The sequence below is a fragment of the Nocardioides thalensis genome (assembly GCF_013410655.1).
Classification (GTDB): domain Bacteria; phylum Actinomycetota; class Actinomycetes; order Propionibacteriales; family Nocardioidaceae; genus Nocardioides; species Nocardioides thalensis.
On sequence record NZ_JACCFP010000001.1, the window covers coordinates 2,783,030 to 2,800,473 of the forward strand.

General features: G+C 72.1%; 13 protein-coding genes and 1 pseudogene. 3 read left to right on the forward strand and 11 right to left on the reverse strand.

The genetic code is table 11. From position 1 onward, the window contains the following. Positions 1-62 precede the first annotated feature (62 nt). From HNR19_RS13595 to HNR19_RS13610, 4 genes are all read right to left on the reverse strand, one after another. A complete protein-coding gene (locus tag HNR19_RS13595) occupies positions 63-1,457 on the reverse strand; it encodes a M16 family metallopeptidase (protein WP_343047181.1) in 1,395 nt (464 codons plus the stop codon). A 7-nt stretch (positions 1,458-1,464) separates the two neighbouring features. Next, a complete protein-coding gene (locus HNR19_RS13600; RefSeq protein ID WP_179668420.1) occupies positions 1,465-3,693 on the reverse strand; it encodes a polyribonucleotide nucleotidyltransferase in 2,229 nt (742 codons plus the stop codon). A gap of 150 nt (positions 3,694-3,843) precedes the next feature. Further along, positions 3,844-4,119, reverse strand: coding sequence for a 30S ribosomal protein S15 (rpsO, locus tag HNR19_RS13605; protein WP_179668421.1), 276 nt, complete (start codon positions 4,117-4,119; stop codon positions 3,844-3,846). 190 nt (positions 4,120-4,309) lie between these two features. After that, positions 4,310-6,478, reverse strand: a complete 2,169-nt coding sequence (locus tag HNR19_RS13610) for an MMPL family transporter (RefSeq protein ID WP_179668422.1) — start codon at positions 6,476-6,478, stop codon at positions 4,310-4,312. Between the two features lie 210 nt (positions 6,479-6,688). Here HNR19_RS13610 and HNR19_RS22815 point away from each other — a divergent pair. After that, positions 6,689-7,354, forward strand: a pseudogene (locus tag HNR19_RS22815) (sensor domain-containing protein); the annotation flags it as partial. Positions 7,355-7,725: 371 nt separating this feature from the next. Further along, the gene (locus HNR19_RS22820; protein ID WP_343047182.1) at positions 7,726-8,361 is read left to right on the forward strand and encodes a response regulator; all 636 of its coding nucleotides are present in this window, start codon (positions 7,726-7,728) and stop codon (positions 8,359-8,361) included. Positions 8,362-8,371: 10 nt separating this feature from the next. On the opposite strand, the gene HNR19_RS13620 is transcribed toward HNR19_RS22820, so the two are convergent. The 6 genes from HNR19_RS13620 to HNR19_RS13645 form a co-directional block, all read right to left on the reverse strand. Continuing rightward, positions 8,372-9,367 carry a hypothetical protein gene (locus HNR19_RS13620; protein ID WP_179668424.1) on the reverse strand — a complete coding sequence of 332 codons (996 nt, stop codon included), beginning with the start codon at positions 9,365-9,367 and terminating at the stop codon, positions 8,372-8,374. A 1-nt stretch (position 9,368) separates the two neighbouring features. Continuing rightward, entirely contained in the window at positions 9,369-10,316 is a 948-nt protein-coding gene (locus HNR19_RS13625; RefSeq protein WP_179668425.1) for a bifunctional riboflavin kinase/FAD synthetase, read from the reverse strand. A gap of 17 nt (positions 10,317-10,333) precedes the next feature. Beyond that, the gene (gene truB / locus HNR19_RS13630; protein WP_179668426.1) at positions 10,334-11,188 is read right to left on the reverse strand and encodes a tRNA pseudouridine(55) synthase TruB; all 855 of its coding nucleotides are present in this window, start codon (positions 11,186-11,188) and stop codon (positions 10,334-10,336) included. Further along, on the reverse strand, positions 11,185-11,661 hold the full coding sequence (gene rbfA / locus HNR19_RS13635) for a 30S ribosome-binding factor RbfA (RefSeq protein ID WP_179668427.1): 477 nt from the start codon (positions 11,659-11,661) through the stop codon (positions 11,185-11,187). The genes truB and rbfA overlap by 4 nt, the downstream gene beginning before the upstream one ends. A gap of 80 nt (positions 11,662-11,741) precedes the next feature. Further along, positions 11,742-14,558, reverse strand: a complete 2,817-nt coding sequence (gene infB / locus HNR19_RS23220) for a translation initiation factor IF-2 (protein ID WP_179668428.1) — start codon at positions 14,556-14,558, stop codon at positions 11,742-11,744. Positions 14,559-14,654: 96 nt separating this feature from the next. Beyond that, the gene (locus tag HNR19_RS13645) at positions 14,655-15,014 is read right to left on the reverse strand and encodes a YlxR family protein (RefSeq protein ID WP_343047344.1); all 360 of its coding nucleotides are present in this window, start codon (positions 15,012-15,014) and stop codon (positions 14,655-14,657) included. A gap of 80 nt (positions 15,015-15,094) precedes the next feature. Here HNR19_RS13645 and HNR19_RS13650 point away from each other — a divergent pair, with 80 nt between their 5' ends. Further along, positions 15,095-15,865 carry a family 16 glycosylhydrolase gene (locus HNR19_RS13650; RefSeq protein ID WP_179668429.1) on the forward strand — a complete coding sequence of 257 codons (771 nt, stop codon included), beginning with the start codon at positions 15,095-15,097 and terminating at the stop codon, positions 15,863-15,865. Positions 15,866-15,871: 6 nt separating this feature from the next. Here HNR19_RS13650 and HNR19_RS13655 read toward each other — a convergent pair whose 3' ends face one another. Then, positions 15,872-17,434 carry a WD40/YVTN/BNR-like repeat-containing protein gene (locus tag HNR19_RS13655; protein ID WP_179668430.1) on the reverse strand — a complete coding sequence of 521 codons (1,563 nt, stop codon included), beginning with the start codon at positions 17,432-17,434 and terminating at the stop codon, positions 15,872-15,874. Positions 17,435-17,444 lie beyond the last annotated feature (10 nt).

Here is a 17,444-nt window from a genome sequence, read left to right on the forward strand (position 1 = left end):
CGCGGCTGAGCCTGCGAAGCCGCGACGGCGTTGTATCGAGACCCGTCGCTGCCGACTCGCGCCTACTCCGGCCCGACGACCGCGAGCAGCTCGGGACGGGAGAAGACCTCGCGCGCGACGTCGCGCACCTCGTCGAGGGTGACGGCGTCGATCCGGGCGGTGACCTCGTCGATGCCGAGCACCTCGGAGTGCACGAGCTCGGCCTTGCCGAGACGCATCATCCGCGAGCCGGAGTCCTCGAGGCCGAGCACCAGCCCGCCGGTCAGCTGTCCCTTGCCGCGGGACAGCTCCTCGGCAGTGATGCCCTCGGTCGCGATCAGCGCCAGCTCGGCGCGCACGGTCGCGAGCACCTCGTCGAGCCGCTCGGGCAGGCAGCCGACGGCGACGCCGACCAGGCCCGAGTCGGCGTAGTTGGCCGCGAACGAGTAGACCGAGTAGGCGAGGCCGCGATGCTCGCGCACCTCCTGGAACAGCCGGCTCGACGTGCCGCCACCGAGCGCGGTGTTGAGCACGCCCATCGCGAACCGGCGGTCGTCGTCGCGCGGGAGCCCCTCGACCCCGAGGACCAGGTTGACCTGCTCGAAGGGGCGGGAGACGTGGGCCTCTCCCCCGCGCACGCGAGGGCGGCGTACGGCGCCGCGGGGCGATCGCGGCTCCGCCTGCCCGTCGAGGAAGCCGTTGCGGCCGAAGGCCTTCTTGATCGTGCGGACCACGTCGGCGTGCTCGACGGCGCCGGCGACCGAGACGACCATGTTCTCGGGCACGTAGTGCTTCTTGTAGAAGCGGTTGATGCGGTCGCGCGTCATCGCCTGGATCGACTCGACCGTGCCGGCAATCGGCCGGCCCAGCGGCCCGCTGCCCCACGCCAGGTCGGCGAGGAGGTTCTGGACGACGTCGTCGGGGTCGTCGTCGTGCATCGCGATCTCGTCGAGGATCACGTCGCGCTCGGCGTCGACGTCGTGGTCGGCGACCAGCGAGTCGGTGAGCATGTCGCCGAGCACGTCGACCGCCAGCCGCAGGTCCTCACCGAGGACCCGCGCGTGGAAGCAGGTGTACTCCTTGGCCGTGAACGCGTTGAACTCGCCGCCCACCGCGTCGAGCGCGATCGAGATGTCGAGTGCCGAGCGCTCCGACGTGCCCTTGAACAGCACGTGCTCGAGGAAGTGCGAGGCGCCATGGGTCGCCGCCGTCTCGTCGCGGGAGCCGACGCCGACCCAGACGCCGATGGACGCCGAGCGGGCGCCCGCCATCTGCTCGGTGACGATGCGCAGGCCCGAGGGGAGCACGGTGCGCCGTACCTGCGAGGTCACGTGGCCGCGGCCGTCGCGGACCGTCTCCAGGGTGCGCGTGGAGGCGCGCGCGGCGACGGACGCGGAGGCGGTGGCGTTGGGTCCGGACAAGGCCGACGGCCGGCCCGCGTCGCGCGGGCCGGCCGTCGTCCGAGAGCTGATGCTCAAGGAGTGCTCACTCCTCGTCCGAGGACTCCGCGGACTCCGCGTCGGCGGACTCGGCGTCCTCGACCACGGGGACCAGCGAGAGCTTGCCGCGGTCGTCGATCTCGGCGATCTCGACCTGGAGCTTCTGCCCGACCGAGACCACGTCCTCGACGTTCTCGACCCGCTTGCCACCGGCCAGGCTGCGCAGCTTGCTGATGTGCAGCAGGCCGTCCTTGCCCGGCAGCAGCGCCACGAACGCACCGAAGTTGGTGGTCTTGACGACGGTGCCGAGGTAGCGCTCGCCGACCTCGGGCATGGTCGGGTTGGCGATCGCGTTGACCGCCGCGCGGGCGGCCTCGGCGGCCTCGCCGTTGGTCGCGCCGATGAACACGGTGCCGTCGTCCTCGATGGACAGGGTGGCGCCGGTGTCCTCCTGGATCTGGTTGATCACCTTGCCCTTGGGGCCGATGACCTCGCCGATCTTGTCGACGGGGACCGTCACGGTGATGATCCGCGGGGCGTGGACCGACATCTCCTCGGGGGCGTCGATGGCCTCGGCCATGACGTCGAGGATCGCCAGGCGCGCGTCCTTGGCCTGCGTGAGGGCCTGGGCGAGAACCTCGGCCGGGATGCCGTCGAGCTTGGTGTCGAGCTGCAGCGCGGTGACGAACTCGCGGGTGCCGGCGACCTTGAAGTCCATGTCGCCGAACGCGTCCTCGGCACCGAGGATGTCGGTCAGCGCGACGTACTCGGTCTTGCCGTCGATCTCGCCGGAGACCAGGCCCATCGCGATGCCCGCGACCGGCGCCTTCAGCGGCACGCCGGCCTGGAGCAGCGACAGGGTCGAGGCGCAGACCGAGCCCATCGAGGTCGAGCCGTTGGAGCCCATGGCCTCGGAGAGCTGGCGGATCGCGTAGGGGAACTCCTCGCGCGTCGGCAGCACCGGCAGCAGCGCCCGGCGCGCGAGCGCGCCGTGGCCGACCTCGCGGCGCTTCGGCGAGCCGACGCGGCCGGTCTCACCGGTGGAGAACGGCGGGAAGACGTACTTGTGCATGTAGCGGCGGTGCTTCTCCGGGGACAGCGTGTCGAGCTGCTGCTCCATCTTGAGCATGTCGAGGGTGGTGACGCCCAGGATCTGGGTCTCGCCGCGCTCGAACAGCGCCGAGCCGTGCACCCGCGGGATCACGCCGACCTCGGCGTGCAGCGGCCGGATGTCGGCGAGACCGCGGCCGTCGATGCGGACCTTGTCGCGGAGGATGCTCTCGCGGACGACCTGCTTGTTGACCGAGCGGAAGGCCGCGCCGATCTCCTTCTCGCGGCCCTCGAACTCGCCGGAGAGCCGCTCCAGCAGGCTCTCCTTGAGCTCGTCGGTGCGGTCGTTGCGCTCGGTTTTGTCGACGATCTTCATCGCCTCGACCAGGTCGGCGCGCACGGCGGCCTCGACGGCGGCGAAGACGTCGTCCTCGTAGTCGAGGAAGATCGGGAAGTCCATGACCGGCTTGGCGGCCTGCTTCGCGAGCTCGACCTGGGCCTCGACGAGCTGCTTGATGAACGGCTTGGCCGCGTCGAGACCGCCGGCGACGACGTCCTCGGACGGCGCGGTGGCGCCGCCGCGGACCAGGTCGAAGGTCTCCTCGGTCGCCTCGGCCTCGACCATCATGATCGCGACGTCACCGGTGTCGGTGACCCGGCCGGCGACGACCATGTCGAAGACGGCCTTCTCGAGCTGGCTGTGGCTCGGGAACGCCACCCACTGGCCCTCGATCAGCGCGACGCGGACGCCGCCGATCGGGCCGGAGAACGGCAGGCCGGACAGCTGGGTGGACATCGACGCGGCGTTGATCGCGAGCACGTCGTAGGGCTGGTCGGGGTCGAGCGCCAGCACGGTGATGACGACCTGGACCTCGTTGCGCAGGCCCTTCTTGAAGGTCGGGCGCAGCGGGCGGTCGATCAGACGGCAGGTGAGGATCGCGTCCTCGCCCGGACGACCCTCGGACCGGAAGAACGAGCCGGGGATCTGGCCCACGGCGTACATCCGCTCCTCGACGTCGATCGTCAGCGGGAAGAAGTCGAAGTGGTCCTTGGGCTGCTTGCCGGCCGTGGTGGCCGAGAGCAGCATCGTCTCGTCGTCGAGGTAGGCGGTCACCGAGCCGGCGGCCTGGCGGGCGAGGAGGCCCGTCTCGAACTTGACGGTGCGGGTGCCGAACTTGCCGTTGTCGATAACGGTCTCGACGGCGGAGATGGTGGGTTCAGTCAAGATGTTCTCTTATTCGTACGTCGCAGAGCGCGCTGCTCCGCTGCTCAATGGATGTGTTGTCGCAGACCAGCGTATCGACCTGCGCCGGAAACACAGAACGGACGAGCCCCGAGGGGGTCGTCCGTTCCGTGAACCATGTGTCGCCGAAGATCAACGACGGAGGCCGAGGCGCTCCACCAGCGAGCGGTAACGCTCGATGTCGGTCTTCTTCAGGTAGTTCAGGAGGCGGCGGCGCTGGCCGACGAGGAGCAGCAGGCCGCGGCGGCTGTGGTGGTCGTGCTTGTGCTGCTTGAGGTGCTCGGTCAGGTGACCGATCCGGTGGCTGAGCAGCGCAACCTGCACCTCCGGCGAACCGGTGTCGCCCTCGGTGGTGGCGTACTCGGCGATGATCTTCTTCTTGGTCTCCGCGTCGGTACCAATAGCCATGCTTGTCTGGGTTCCTTCCGGTTCTCGTTGCGCGGCGCGCCCGGGCATGTCCACCGGGGCACTCTTTGTCCGCGGCCGTTCTGACGGCGAGGTGCGGTCCGCGGGCGCAACCGCCCGTCGGACAACCGGTCAAGGCTAACAGCGGGAGGCGGGGACCACCCAATCAGCGGCCCCGCCTCCCGCTGGTCCCTCACCCCGCCGTCACCATCTCGGGCACGGACGGCACGACCGGCTCGCCCCGCCGGGGTCGCCGCCGGCTCGGCCACCAGGCCCGCTCACCGAGCAGCACCAGGGCCGCCGGCAGCATCACCAGCCGCACCAGGGTCGCGTCGAGCAGGATGGCGGCGGAGAGCCCGACGCCCATCATCTTCATCTCGAGCATGCTCAGGGTCGCGAAGATCGCGAACACGGACACCATCACCGCGGCGGCGCTCGTGATGACGCCCGCGGTGTCGGTGACGCCGCGCTGGACCGCGAGCCGGGCCGGCAGGCCGGCGTCCACGAGCTCACGGATCCGGCTGACGACGAAGACGTGGTAGTCCATCGACAGGCCGACGAGCACGACGAGCACGAACAGCGGGATCCAGTCGATGACGAACCCGGGGCTGTCGAAGTCGAGCAGCGACTCGCCCACGCCGTGCTGGAACACCAGCGTCATGAGCCCGAACGCCACCGCGACGGAGGCGAGGTTGAGCACCGTCGACACCACCGCGATGGGGATGCTGCGGAACGCGAACACCATCATCAGGAACGTCAGCACGAGCACGAAGGCGATGACGAGCGGCAGCCGGTCCGACATCCGCTGCTGGTTGTCGAGCGACTCGGCCGCGCCGCCGCCGACGGCGACCGACGCGCCGGCCAGGTCGACCGACTCCGGCACCAGCCGGTCCCGCAGGAGCCGCAACGCGTCGTCGACGGCCTCGTCGGACTCGTCGAACGGCATCGGGAGCTCGAGGATCGTCGTCCGGCCGTCCTCGGAGACGACCGCCGGCCCGCTCGGCGCGCGGAAGCTGCCGGTGTCGGCGGCGGCCGCGGCCAGGTCGTCGAGGCGGTCGGCGACGTCGGCCCGGTCGGCCGCGGCCGCGCGGACGACGACCTGCGCCACCGGCCCCTCGGCCGGGAACTCCTCGACGATGTCCTTGAACGTCTGCACCTCGGCGATGTCGCCGGGCAGGGTGTCGAGGTTCGACGCGTGGGTCTTCATGCCGAGCGCAGGTACGGCGAGCGCGGCCACCACGGCGACCCCGGCGAGGAGTGCGACGACCGGCCGGCGCAGCACCGGCGCGATGAGGCGCCGGCTGATCCCGCCCTGGCCGATCCGGCGGTTCAGCCGCCACAGCAGCGGGACCCGCGGCCGGTCGACCCAGCGACCGAGCCGGGCGAGGAGCGCGGGCAGCACGGTGATCGAGCCGAGGACCGCGATCGCGACGACGAGGATCGACCCGACGGCGAGGCTGTTGAACGTCACGTCGGTCATCAGGAACAGGCCGGCCATCGCGCAGATGACCGCGCCGCCGGAGACCAGGATGGAGTGGCCGGAGGTCTGGGCGGCGATCTCGACGGCGTCGCGGGTGCTCCGCCCGCGGGCGCGCTCCTCCCGCTCGCGCTTGAGGTAGAAGAGCGAGTAGTCGACCCCGACGGCCATGCCGATCAGCACGATCATGCTGGTGACGGTCGGCTCCGCCGGGAACAGGTAGGACACGGGAGCGCTGATGCCGATCGTCGCGGCCACGCTGGTCGCCGCGAGGAGCACCGGGAGGCCGGCGGCGATGAGCGCGCCGAACGCCAGCAGCATCAGGACCAGGGTGATCGGGAGGCTGATGCCCTCCGCGGAGGACAGGTCGTCGCCGACCCGGTCGTCGATGGCGTCGTCCAGCGTGAGGTCGCCGGCCTGGCGGATGTCGAGGCCCGGGAAGTCGGCTCGGACGTCGTCCACCGCGGCCAGGATCGGCGCGGCATCGTCGTGGTCCTTCGCCAGCTGCGCCGACACCAGCATCGCCGTACGGTCCGGGTTCCACTGCGGCTCCGAGACCTCGGCGACACCGTCGACCGCGCCGACGGCGTCGACCAACCGGGCACCGGCGGACTCCGCCTCGGCCTGGTCGAGCGGTCCGTCGGCGGCGGTCACGAGGACCTGCTCGGACTCCGGTGCCGCGAGGCCGGCCTCGTGCACCCAGCGGTCCGCGGTGCCGGACTCTCCGACGCGGTAGTCGGCGTCCGTGGCCTCCTGGCTGGACACGGCGGTCGACAGGGCGACGGCGATCACGACGAGGCCGATCCAGCCGAGGATCGCTCGCCAGGGGTGGGTGGCGCTCCAGCGCGCGGCGCGCATGGACACCGTGGTCAACGGGTTGGACATGGGGGTTCCTTCGCTCGAACCGGTGGGGACCCTCCCAGCCTCGGCGCGACGGCCGTCCGCGGCAGGAGCGCTGACACCCCGGCGAGAGGTGGTGCGTGCACCACTGCCGGACACGACCGGCTCGGGCAGGATGGCGGCGTGTCCGACCACCCCCGACGTCCCGGCCGACTGCGGCTCACTGGGTACGCCGCCCTGCAGGCGATCACCCTGGTGCCGCTGATCGTGCTGTTCGTGTTCTGGGTGGTCGGCGGGGTGCTGATGATCCTGTGGGTCGGCGCCCTGTTCCTCGCCGTGGCGATCCCGGCGACCCGCGCGCTGGCCAACGGGCACCGGCGGATGGCGGCCACCGTGCTCGAACGCGAGCTGCCGGCGCCATACGTCCCCCTGGCGGGGCTGGCACCACTCGCCCGGCTCCGGGCGGTGGCGACCGACCCGATGACCTGGCGCGACCTCGGCTGGATGCTCGTCGCGATGACGCTCGGGTTCGTCGTGTCGCTGGTGGTGGTCGTGCTCCTTCTCGGCGTCGCGACCTGGTGGATCTGGTACTACGCCGTCGGCCCGCTGATGCGGCTGCGCGCGATCTCCGACCAGTGGCTGCTCTCCCCCGGCGTCACCGAGCGCCTGGAGCGCCGGGTCGAGCAGCTGACCGAGACCCGCACCGCTGCCGTCGACGACTCCGCGGCCGAGCTGCGGCGGCTCGAGCGCGACCTGCACGACGGCGCGCAGGCCCGCCTGGTCGCGCTGTCGCTGAGCCTCGGCATGGCCGACGCGATGTTCGACCAGGACCCGGAAGGGGCACGCCGCCTGGTCAACGACGCTCGCGAGTCCAGCGAGGCGGCGCTCGACGACCTGCGCTCCGTGGTGCGCGGGATCCACCCGCCGGTGCTGGCCGACCGAGGACTGGTCGGCGCCGTCGAGGCGCTCGCGCTCGACATGGCGATCCCGGTCCAGGTCGAGGCATCGCTCGCGGGCCGGCCGAGCGACCCGGTCGAGTCGGCGGTCTACTTCGCCGTTGCTGAGTGCCTGGCCAACGTCGCCAAGCACTCCCGCGCGGAGACCGCCTGGATCCGCCTGGGACATGCCGACGGTGTGCTGCGCGTGGAGGTCGGCGACGACGGGGCCGGGGGCGCCGACCCGACGTCCGGAACCGGCATCACCGGGGTAATGAGGCGACTCCGGGCGTTCGACGGCGCCATGATGGTCTCGAGCCCGGTCGGCGGGCCCACGATCATCACGATGGAGGTCCCGTGCGCCTTGTCCTCGCCGAGGACCACGCCCTCCTCCGTGCCGGCCTCACCCAGCTCCTCGAGGGCAACGGATTCACCGTCGTCGCCGCCGTCGACGACGCCGATGCGCTCGACACCGCGCTGAAGGACCCCGACGTCGACGCGGCCGTCCTCGACGTACGCCTTCCTCCGACGCAGACCGACGAGGGTCTCCGCGCCGCGATCGAGGTACGCCGGCAGCGCCCGGGCTTCCCCGTCATGGTGCTGTCCCAGTACGTCGAGCACCTCTACGCGCGGGAGCTGCTGGCCAGCGGCGAGGGCGCGGTGGGCTACCTGCTGAAGAACCGGGTCTCCGACGTCGGCGAGTTCGTCGACGCCGTGCGCCGGGTGGTCGCGGGCGGCACCGTGCTCGACCCGGAGGTGGTCGCGACGGTGATGGCGAAGCAGCAGCCGCTCGACCGCCTGAGCGCCCGGGAGCGCGAGGTCCTCGCACTGATGGCCCAGGGTCGCTCGAACGCGACGATCGCGGAGCGGCTCGTCGTGACCGAGAAGGCGGTCGCGAAGCACATCAACAGCATCTTCACCAAGCTCGACCTGCCGCCCGACAGCGACGACCACCGCCGGGTGCGGGCCGTGCTGGCGTGGCTGCGGCTCTGACCGGGGTCGGTCAGGGTGGGCCCGCGCCGCCGTCGAGCATCCGGTAGATCACCCGCATGCTGACCGCGCGCGCCAGCTCGTTCATCACCGAGGTGAAGAACTCCTTGCGGTAGGTGTCGTCGGTGATCGCGACGACCGTGAAGTACAGGCCGCTGAAGCCCGCGAGGAACAGCGCCACGTGCAGCAGCTCGTGGCTCGCGAGCTCCGGACCGGGAGGGTACGTCGGGTCGTGGCCCACCCACGAAGTGATCACGCTGTCGTCGATCACCACCGCGCCGAACACGACGAAGAACGCGAACACCGCGAGCGAGAGGAGCAGGACCTGGACCGCCTGGGCGATCACCAGCACGAGCACCAGGTTGACCATCTGGAGCCCGGTCACCTGGGCCTCCTCCGGGAGGTCGACGCCGTCGTGGACGATCTGCTCACCGGCGGCTTCCATCGGCGTGCCGGCGATGCCGGCCAGCACCTCCTCGACCTGGACCCGGTCGTCGAAGTGGTCGAGCTCCTGGGCGACGCGCGGCACGAGGAACGCGCACGCGGCCAGGGCGAAGAACAGGACCGATCCCCAGAGCACGCCGCCGTGGAGCGCCGAGGACACCTGCCAGACCTCGGTGTTGATGAAGAGGAACGTGATGAAGAGCAGCAGCATAGGGAGCGCCCGGGTCGCCAGCGGGAACAGCAGGCCGAGGCTGCGCAGCGCGCGGCGCAGCGCCCACCGCGCGATCGCGGAGGCGTGCAGCGCGAGGACGGCGTAGAGCACGACGACGCCGAGCGTGACGCTCACCCCGGCGACGGGCCCCCACGAGCCGTCGCCGTACGCCGTCACGAGCCCCGCGCTGCCGGCACCGGCGAGCACCGCGACGACGACCACGAGCCAGACCCAGCCCTTCGAGAGCCGGTCGGTGACGTCCTCACGAACGTGGTCGACGAAGTAGGGAAGACCGTGGTGGGCGAACCAGCCCTCTGCTGCCGCGCGCTCCCCCGCTCGCGCGTCGTGCTCCATCTCAGGCCCCGAGTATCTCGCGGGTCCGGACGACGTCGTCGGCCATCGCGACGAGGAGGTCGTCGACGCTGTCGAAGCGCACCATGCCCCGGACCCGGTCGACGAACGTCACCTCGACCTCGACGCCGTAGAGCTCGAGATCGGTGCGGTCGAGCACGTAGGCCTCGACGCGGCGCTCCCGCTCGCCGGCGAAGGTCGGGTTCGTGCCGACGCTGATCGCGGCCGGCAGGTCGCTCCCGGCCTCGGGGCCGCTCAGGATCCGGAGGCGGCCGGCGTACACACCGTCCGCGGGAGCGGCGGCGCCGGGCGCGACGGGCACGTTGGCCGTCGGGTAGCCCAGCTCGCGGCCGCGCTTGTCACCCTCCATGACCACCCCGCGGGTGCAGAACGGGCGGCCGAGCGCCTCCGCCGCACCGGCCACGTCGCCAGCGGCGAGGCAGGTGCGGACGTAGGTGGACGACCAGACCTGCGGGCCGCCGTCGAGCTCGACGGCCTCGACCACGAAGTCGTGGGTCTCGCCCGCCTCCCGCAGGGTGTGGATGTCACCGCGGGCGCGGTTGCCGAACCGGAAGTTCGCGCCCACGACTACCGCTCGCGCGTGCAGCGCCTCGACGAGGATCCGGTCGATGAACTCCTCCGGGGTCCAGCCCGCGATCTCGCGCGAGAACGGGACGACGAGCACGTCGTCGACGCCGGCGTCGCCGAGCAGCCGCAGCCGCTCGTCGATCGTGGTGAGCGTGGGCGGCGCGTGCTCGGGTCGCAGCACCGCGATCGGGTGCGGGTCGAAGGTGACCGCGACGACGTGGTCGACCCCGACCTCGGCGGCGACCTCGCCGGCGCGCCGTACGACGTGCTGGTGACCCAGGTGCATGCCGTCGAAGTTGCCGATCGTCACCACCGTGCGACCGAGGTCGTCCGGGACGAGGGAGTTGTCGCGCCACACCTGCACGGGCGGGAGCCTACCGATCAGCCGACGAACACGGCGGCAGGGCGGGCGTTCCCGCCCTCGGGCCGGTAGAGCGCCAGGAACTCGCCGTCGGGCGCGAAGACCGCCGTGAGGCCGTCGATGGGCAGCGCGAGCGGCCGGCCGTACCGAACGGCCTGCGCCTGGCTGTCGTCGAGGTCGACGGCCGGGAACGCCGACCGGGCCGCGTCGGCGATCGGGAGCACGGAGAACTCCTCGCCCAGCTGGTCGAGGGTCTGCGCGACGTCGAGTCCGTAGGGTCCGACCGCCGTACGCCGCAGGGCGGTGAGGTGGCCGCCGACGCCGAGCGCCTCACCGACGTCGCGGGCGATCGCCCGGATGTAGGTGCCGCTCGAGCACCGCACGGTGACGTCGACCTCCGGTAGCGCGACGCGGGTGACGACGAGCTCGTGGATCGTCACCGGCCGGGCGGTCAGCTCCACGTCCTCGCCGGCGCGGACCCGCTGGTAGGCGCGCTTGCCGTCGACCTTGATCGCCGAGACCGCGGTCGGGACCTGCTCGATGTCGCCGACGAAGCGCGCGAGGGCCTCGCGCACCGCGGCCTCGGTGACGTCGCTCGTGTCCCGGGTCTCCATGACGTCGCCCTCGGCGTCGTCGGTGACCGTGGTGACACCGAGGCGGATCGTCGCCTCGTAGGACTTGTCGGTCATCAGCAGGTGGCCCAGCAGCCGCGTGGCCCGCTCGACGCCCAGCACGAGCACGCCGGTGGCCATCGGGTCGAGCGTGCCGGCGTGCCCGACCTTGCGGGTGCCGGCCAGGCGCCGTACGCGCGAGACGACGTCGTGACTGGTGATCCCGGCCGGCTTGTCGACGACGACGAGGCCGGAGGCCGTCATCGGTCGAGGTCCTCCTCGGTGTCCCCCGGCTCCTCGACGTCGTCGTCGGCCGGGATCTCCCGCGGCTTCTTGTAGGGGTCGGCCTCCCCCGCCGGCTGCGCGCCGGCGCGGGCGGCGGCGACCGCGGCGTCGGCCTCGCGGGCCTTCGCCAGCACCTCGTCGAGGTGGCGGGCGCTCTCCGGGATGGCGTCGAGCTGGAACGCCAGCGTCGGCACCTGCCGCATGCCCAGCTGCTTGCCCACCTCGGACCGGAGCAGGCCCCGGGCCGACTCCAGCGCCGCGGCGGTGCTCGCCTGCTCCTCGGCGTCGCCGAGGACGGTGTAGAAGATCGTGGCGTTCTGGCTGTCGCCGGTGAGCCGGACGTCGGTCACGGTGACGAAGCCGAGCCGCGGGTCCTTGATCCGGCGCTCCAGCATCTCGGCCACGATCACCTGGATCCGGTCCGCGATCTTGCGCACGCGCGGGTTGGTCATGCTTCTCACTCTCTCAGACAGGCGTGTGGCGCCGGCCCGGACGAACCGGGCCGGCGCCACACGATGGCACTACGGCAGGGTCAGCCGCGCGGGATCTCCGTCATCTCGAAGGCCTCGACGATGTCGCCCTCCTTGATGTCCTGGAAGTTCCGGAGCACGAGACCGCACTCGAAGCCCTCCCGGACCTCCGCCGCGTCGTCCTTCTCCCGCTTGAGCGACGCGAGGTCGAGGTTGTCGGCGACGACGGCGCCGTCGCGGATGACGCGCACCTTCGCGTTGCGTCGGATCAGGCCGCTCGTGACCATGCAGCCGGCGATGTTGCCGACCTTGGACGAGCGGAAGATCGCACGGATCTCCGCCTGGCCGAGGGTCGACTCCTCGTACTCCGGCTTGAGCATGCCCTTGAGCGCGGCCTCGATCTCCTCGATGGCCTGGTAGATGATCGAGTAGTACTTGATCTCCACGCCCTCGCGGTCGGCGAGCTCGGCCGCCTTGCCCTGGGCCCGCACGTTGAAGCCGATGATGATCGCGTCGGAGGCGGCCGCCAGGTTGACGTTGGCCTCCGTGATCGCACCGACACCGCGGTCGATGACCCGCAGCGACACCTCGTCGCCGACCTCGATCTGCGCGAGCGCGTCCTCGAGGGCCTCGACCGAACCGGACACGTCGCCCTTGAGGATGAGGTTGAGCTCCTGGCTCTCGCCCTTCTCCATGGAGGCCATGAAGTCCTCGAGGGTACGGCGCACGCGGCGCTTCGCCTGCAGGGCGGCCCGCTCGCGCGCCTCCCGCTTCTCCGCGATCTGGCGGGCGACACGGTCGTCCTCGACCACGATGAAGTTCTGGCCGGCGCCGGGCACGGACGACAGACCGAGGACCATCGCCGGGCGACCCGGGTCGGCCTCCGCCATCTCGTTGCCGTGCTCGTCGAGCATCGCGCGGACGCGGCCGTGGGCCGGGCCGGCGACGATCGAGTCGCCGACGCGCAGGGTGCCGCGCTGGACGAGGATCGTCGCGACCGGGCCGCGACCGCGGTCGAGGTGCGCCTCGACGACGAGGCCCTGGGCGTCCTGGTGCGGGTTGGCCCGCAGGTCCAGCGACGCGTCGGCGGTGAGCACGACGGCCTCGAGCAGCTTGTCGAGGTTGATGCCGGCCTTCGCGGAGACGTCGACGAACATCGCGTCGCCGCCGTACTCCTCGGGGACCAGGCCGTACTCGGTGAGCTGGCCGCGGACCTTGGTCGGGTCGGCCTCGGGCTTGTCGACCTTGTTGACCGCGACCACGATCGGGACCTCGGCGGCCTTGGCGTGGTTGAGCGCCTCGACCGTCTGCGGCATCACGCCGTCGTCGGCGGCGACCACGAGGATCGCGATGTCCGACGACTGCGAGCCGCGGGCACGCATGGCGGTGAACGCCTCGTGACCCGGGGTGTCGATGAAGCTGATGCGGCGGTCCTCGCCGTCGACCTCGGTGTGCACCTGGTAGGCGCCGATGTGCTGGGTGATGCCACCCGCCTCGCCGGCGACCACGTCGGCGCCACGCAGGGCGTCGAGCAGCTTGGTCTTTCCGTGGTCGACGTGACCCATGACGGTGACGACCGGGGGCCGGACGACGAGGTCGGCCTCGTCGCCCTCGTCGGCGCCGAACTCGAGGTCGAACGACTCGAGCAGCTCGCGGTCCTCGTCCTCGGGCGAGACGACCTCGACCTTGTAGTTGAGCTCCTCACCGAGCAGCTCCAGGGTCTCGTCGCCCACGGACTGGGTCGCGGTCACCATCTCGCCCAGGTGGAACAGCATCTGCACCAGCGAGGCGGCGTCGACGCCGATCTTCTCCGCGAAGTCGGTCAGCGAGGCGCCACGGGCGAGCCGGACGGTCTCGCCGTTGCCCTTGCGGACCCGCATGCCGCCGATCGTCGGGGCCTCCATGGCCTCGAACTCCTGGCGACGCGCCCGCTTCGACTTGCGACCACGGCGCGCGGGACCGCCCGGGCGACCGAAGGCACCCTGGGTCTGGCCACGCTGGCCGGGACGACCGCCACCGGGGCGACCGCCGCCGGACGGACCGAAGCCACCGCCACCGGGACGACCGGGCGCACCTGCGCCGGCGCCACCGCGGCCGGGGGCACCGCCACGACCGGGCGCGCCACCGCGGCCGGGCGCACCGCCGCGACCGCCGGGGCCACCCGGGCCGCGGCCGCCGGGACCGTTGCCGAACGCGGCAGGCGACTTCGGCATCATCGCCGGGTTCGGGCGAGGCATGCCGGGACGCCCGCCCGCGGCCGGCGGACGCGGCGGACGGTTGTCGCCGCCACCGGTCTCGGGCGCGCCGCGCGGCGGGGCCGGACGACGGCCCATGCCCTGGCTCGACGAGAACGGATTGTTGCCGGGGCGCGGCGTGCCGCCGGGCTTGCCGACGGGACGCGGGGCGGGCGCCTTGGGCGCGGGACCCGGCTTGGCCGCACCGCCCGGGCCGGGCTTCGGCGCGGCAGGCGCCTCGGGCGCCGGTGCCTCGGCGGCCGCGGCGGGCTGCGCCGGCTCGGCAGCAGCAGGCTCTGCCGGCTCGGCGGGCTTGGGCGCGGCCTTCTTCGCCGGACCCGGCTTCGGGGCGGACTTCTTGGCGGGCGCCTCGGCAGCAGGTGCCTCGGCAGCGGGCTCCGCCGCGGGAGCGGCGGCAGCCTTCTTCGCGGGCGCCTTGGGGGCGGCCTTCTCAGCCGGCTCGGCCGGCTTCATCTTGGCGAGAAGCTCGGCGCCGTAGGCGTCCTCGAACTTCTTCACCGCAGGGGGCTCGATGCTCGAAGAAGCAGTCTTGGCGAACTCACCGATGGCGCTCAGCTTCTCGAGCGCCTCCTTGCTCGGGATGCCGTACTTCTTCGCGAGTTCGGAAACTCGGGTCTTGGCCACGTTTCTCCTTCTGGCCCAAGACCCGGTGGGGGATTCTCAGACCGTTGGTGGGTGGAACAGGTTGAACTGGCTCATCGCGAGGAACTCATCGAGTGCTCATGAGCGGGTGCTCCAGCTTCTGTCGGTCGGATTCGGTGCCTGCGAGGAGAGGTACTCCCCCACCGGTGCGCTGGACAGCCCTGCCGTCCCCTGCGTCACGCGCAGGGCTCGGGCGAAGGCTTTCCGCCGCACCGCGAGGTCGTAGCACGCGGTCGTGGGGTGCAGGTGCGCTCCACGGCCGGGTGCGGTGCCGTCGGGATCGGGGACCACGACCGGGCGGCCGTGCTCGTCCGAGCCGGCGGTCACCCGCAACAACTCGCGTCGGGAGGCCCGCTTCCGGCATCCGATGCAGGTCCGGACGGGGCCCTCGGAGAGGGAATCGTCCGGGGACGCAGGGATATTCCTTTGGCGTGCCACCAAACGGAAACTCTACCGCGTCAGGCGCAGCGAGCACGAACCGGCGTGCGCGGCGGGGCCGCACCGCGTAGAACAGTGGCGTGGACACGTTCCTCGACCGGTTCACCGGGCCCGACCTCGATCGTTCCCGTTGGCTGCCCCACTATCTGCCCGCGTGGTCGTCGCGGGAGGCGACAGCCGCGGCCTACCGCCTCGACGGCGCCGGCCTCACCCTGGAGATCCCCGTCGACCACCCGCTGTGGTGCCCCGACGACCACCATCCCCCGCTGCGCGTCTCAGGCATCCAGTCCGGCAGCTGGTCCGGGCCGGTCGGGTCGTCCCGCGGCCAGCAGCGCTACCGCGAGGGTCTGGTCGTGCTGGCCGAGGAACCCCGCTTTGAGGGCTGGCTGCCGAGGTCCGGGCGGGTGGCGATCCGCGCCCGGATGACGCTCTCTCACCGCTCGATGGCCGCGCTGTGGCTGGCCGGCTTCGAGGACGACCCCGAGCAGCTCCAGTGCGGTGAGCTGTGCGTGTTCGAGGTCTTCGGCCGCGCGCTCGGGCCGCCCGGGGCGCCCTCGGCCGAGGTCGGCGTCGGCATCAAGCCGTTCCGCGACCCGGCGCTGGCCGACGACTTCGCCGCACCCCGGGTCGACGTCGACGTCGCCGAGCCGCACACCTACGCGGTCGACTGGGACGCCGACGAGGCGGTCTTCACCGTCGACGGCCAGGAGGTACGGCGCTGCGCGCGCCCGCCGACGTACCCGATGCAGCTGATGCTCGCGGTCTTCGACTTCCCGGACTGGTCGACGGGCGATGACGAGCACCTGGTGCCGCGGCTGGTGGTCGAGGAGGTCAGCGGCACCTCCGCGTGACCCTGCTCAGTCGCAGCCGGGCGCGCCTCCCCTGCGCTCGTACGTCGCGATCACCGTGCCGTCGTCGGCGCTGTACTCGAGGGTCCCGTCCGCCAGCACGGTCGCGTAGCCGTAGAGGGTCTGCTGGCCCTCGACCAGCGGCCAGCCATCCGGCGCACCCTCGCCGGCACCGGTCTCGACGCCCGGGCCGCCATCGGTCCTGCGCCAGGTCGCGTCGGCGAACCAGAGCCAGTCCATCCCGCAGTGCACATACATCGGGGCGTGGTAGCGGACGCCGACCGCTGGCTGCTCGCCCTGGGGCACCTCGACCAGCTCCACCCGTTCCGGCAGCGCGGGCTCGTCGGCCTCCGGTAGCTCGACCCCCGACGGCCAGGCGTACACGGTGCGACCGTCGCCCTCGCCGGCCATCACCAGCACCGTGCCGTTCGCGGTCCCGGCGATGTGGTCGATCTCGCCGAGCCCCTCGGTGTCGACCGTGGTCCAGTTCCTCCCGTCGGCGCTGGCGACGACGCGGGGGCCTGGCTGCCGCTCGTAGCCGCACTGGTCGATGTCGGCGTAGCAGACCTCGGGCTCCGACCAGCTCATGTCGTCGATGCCGGTGAGGGTGAAGAACCTGCCTGCGCCGGCCCACAGCGGGGCCCAGCCGTCGGCCTCCTCGTTGACCGGCAGCGCGTCGACCGGCTCCCAGGTGCGGCCGCCGTCGCCGGAGCGGATCGCCTGCGTGTCGGAGGCGCTGGTCGTCGCCACGACCGTCGGACCGTCGGCTTGCATCCCGGAGACCGCGTAGGCGCGGTCCAGCACCGGGTGGTCGACGCCCTCCCAGGAGCGGCCCCCGTCCTCGGACCGCCACAGCGCGGCCCGTCGGCCGACCCTGCCTGCGGCGAGCAGGGCGCCGCCGGTGGCCACCACGTCGCTGACGGAGGACTCGTCGTCGTAGTCGCGGTAGTCGGGCACACCGGGCAGCAGCGCCTGGGTGAACGTCCGACCGTCGCCACTGGTCCAGGCGCGCGCCTCGAAGCCGCCCAGGTCGCCCTCGCTGCGGTGGCTGCCGACGACGACCAACCGGCCGTCGACGACCTGCAGGTCGCTGAACTCCACCGACGCGCCGAACCCGGTGACCTCCACCTGCTCCCAGGCCAGGCCGTCGTCGCTGCGCAGCGCGAGGGGGTCGTAGGTGAACTGCTCGTCACCGTCGACCTCCCGCACCCCGGCGTTGCCGAGCGCGAACCAGGTGCCGTCGGCCAGCCTCACGGCGTCTGCGAGCGCGGGGTACCGCTCGTCGAGGTCGATCCGCCTTCCGGCCTCGAAGTCGCCGCCACCGCGCGACAGGTGCGGCTGGAGAACACCGTCATCGGACAGCATCAGCACCAAGGCGTCATCACCCTCCGTCACCAGCAGGGTCGGGAAGTCGACGGACGCCTCACCGCCGAGGTGTTGCGGCAGCCACTCCGGCGCCTCTGCGCGCGGGCCGGTCGGGTCGCCGGAGGGCCCGTCCCCGCACGCCGCCAGGACGAGGAGGGGCAGGCAGGCCGCTGCCGTGCGGAAGCGCATGCTGGTACGACGCGCCATCGCGCCCAAG

Bases quoted from the DNA above. Each gene is read 5' to 3' on its own strand.
- rpsO (WP_179668421.1), bottom strand. From the start codon at position 4,119: ATGGCTATTGGTACCGACGCGGAGACCAAGAAGAAGATCATCGCCGAG.
- HNR19_RS13610 (WP_179668422.1), bottom strand. From the start codon at position 6,478: ATGTCCAACCCGTTGACCACGGTGTCCATGCGCGCCGCGCGCTGGAGC.
- HNR19_RS13620 (WP_179668424.1), bottom strand. From the start codon at position 9,367: ATGGAGCACGACGCGCGAGCGGGGGAGCGCGCGGCAGCAGAGGGCTGG.
- truB (WP_179668426.1), bottom strand. From the start codon at position 11,188: ATGACGGCCTCCGGCCTCGTCGTCGTCGACAAGCCGGCCGGGATCACC.
- rbfA (WP_179668427.1), bottom strand. From the start codon at position 11,661: ATGACCAACCCGCGCGTGCGCAAGATCGCGGACCGGATCCAGGTGATC.
- HNR19_RS13655 (WP_179668430.1), bottom strand. From the start codon at position 17,434: ATGGCGCGTCGTACCAGCATGCGCTTCCGCACGGCAGCGGCCTGCCTG.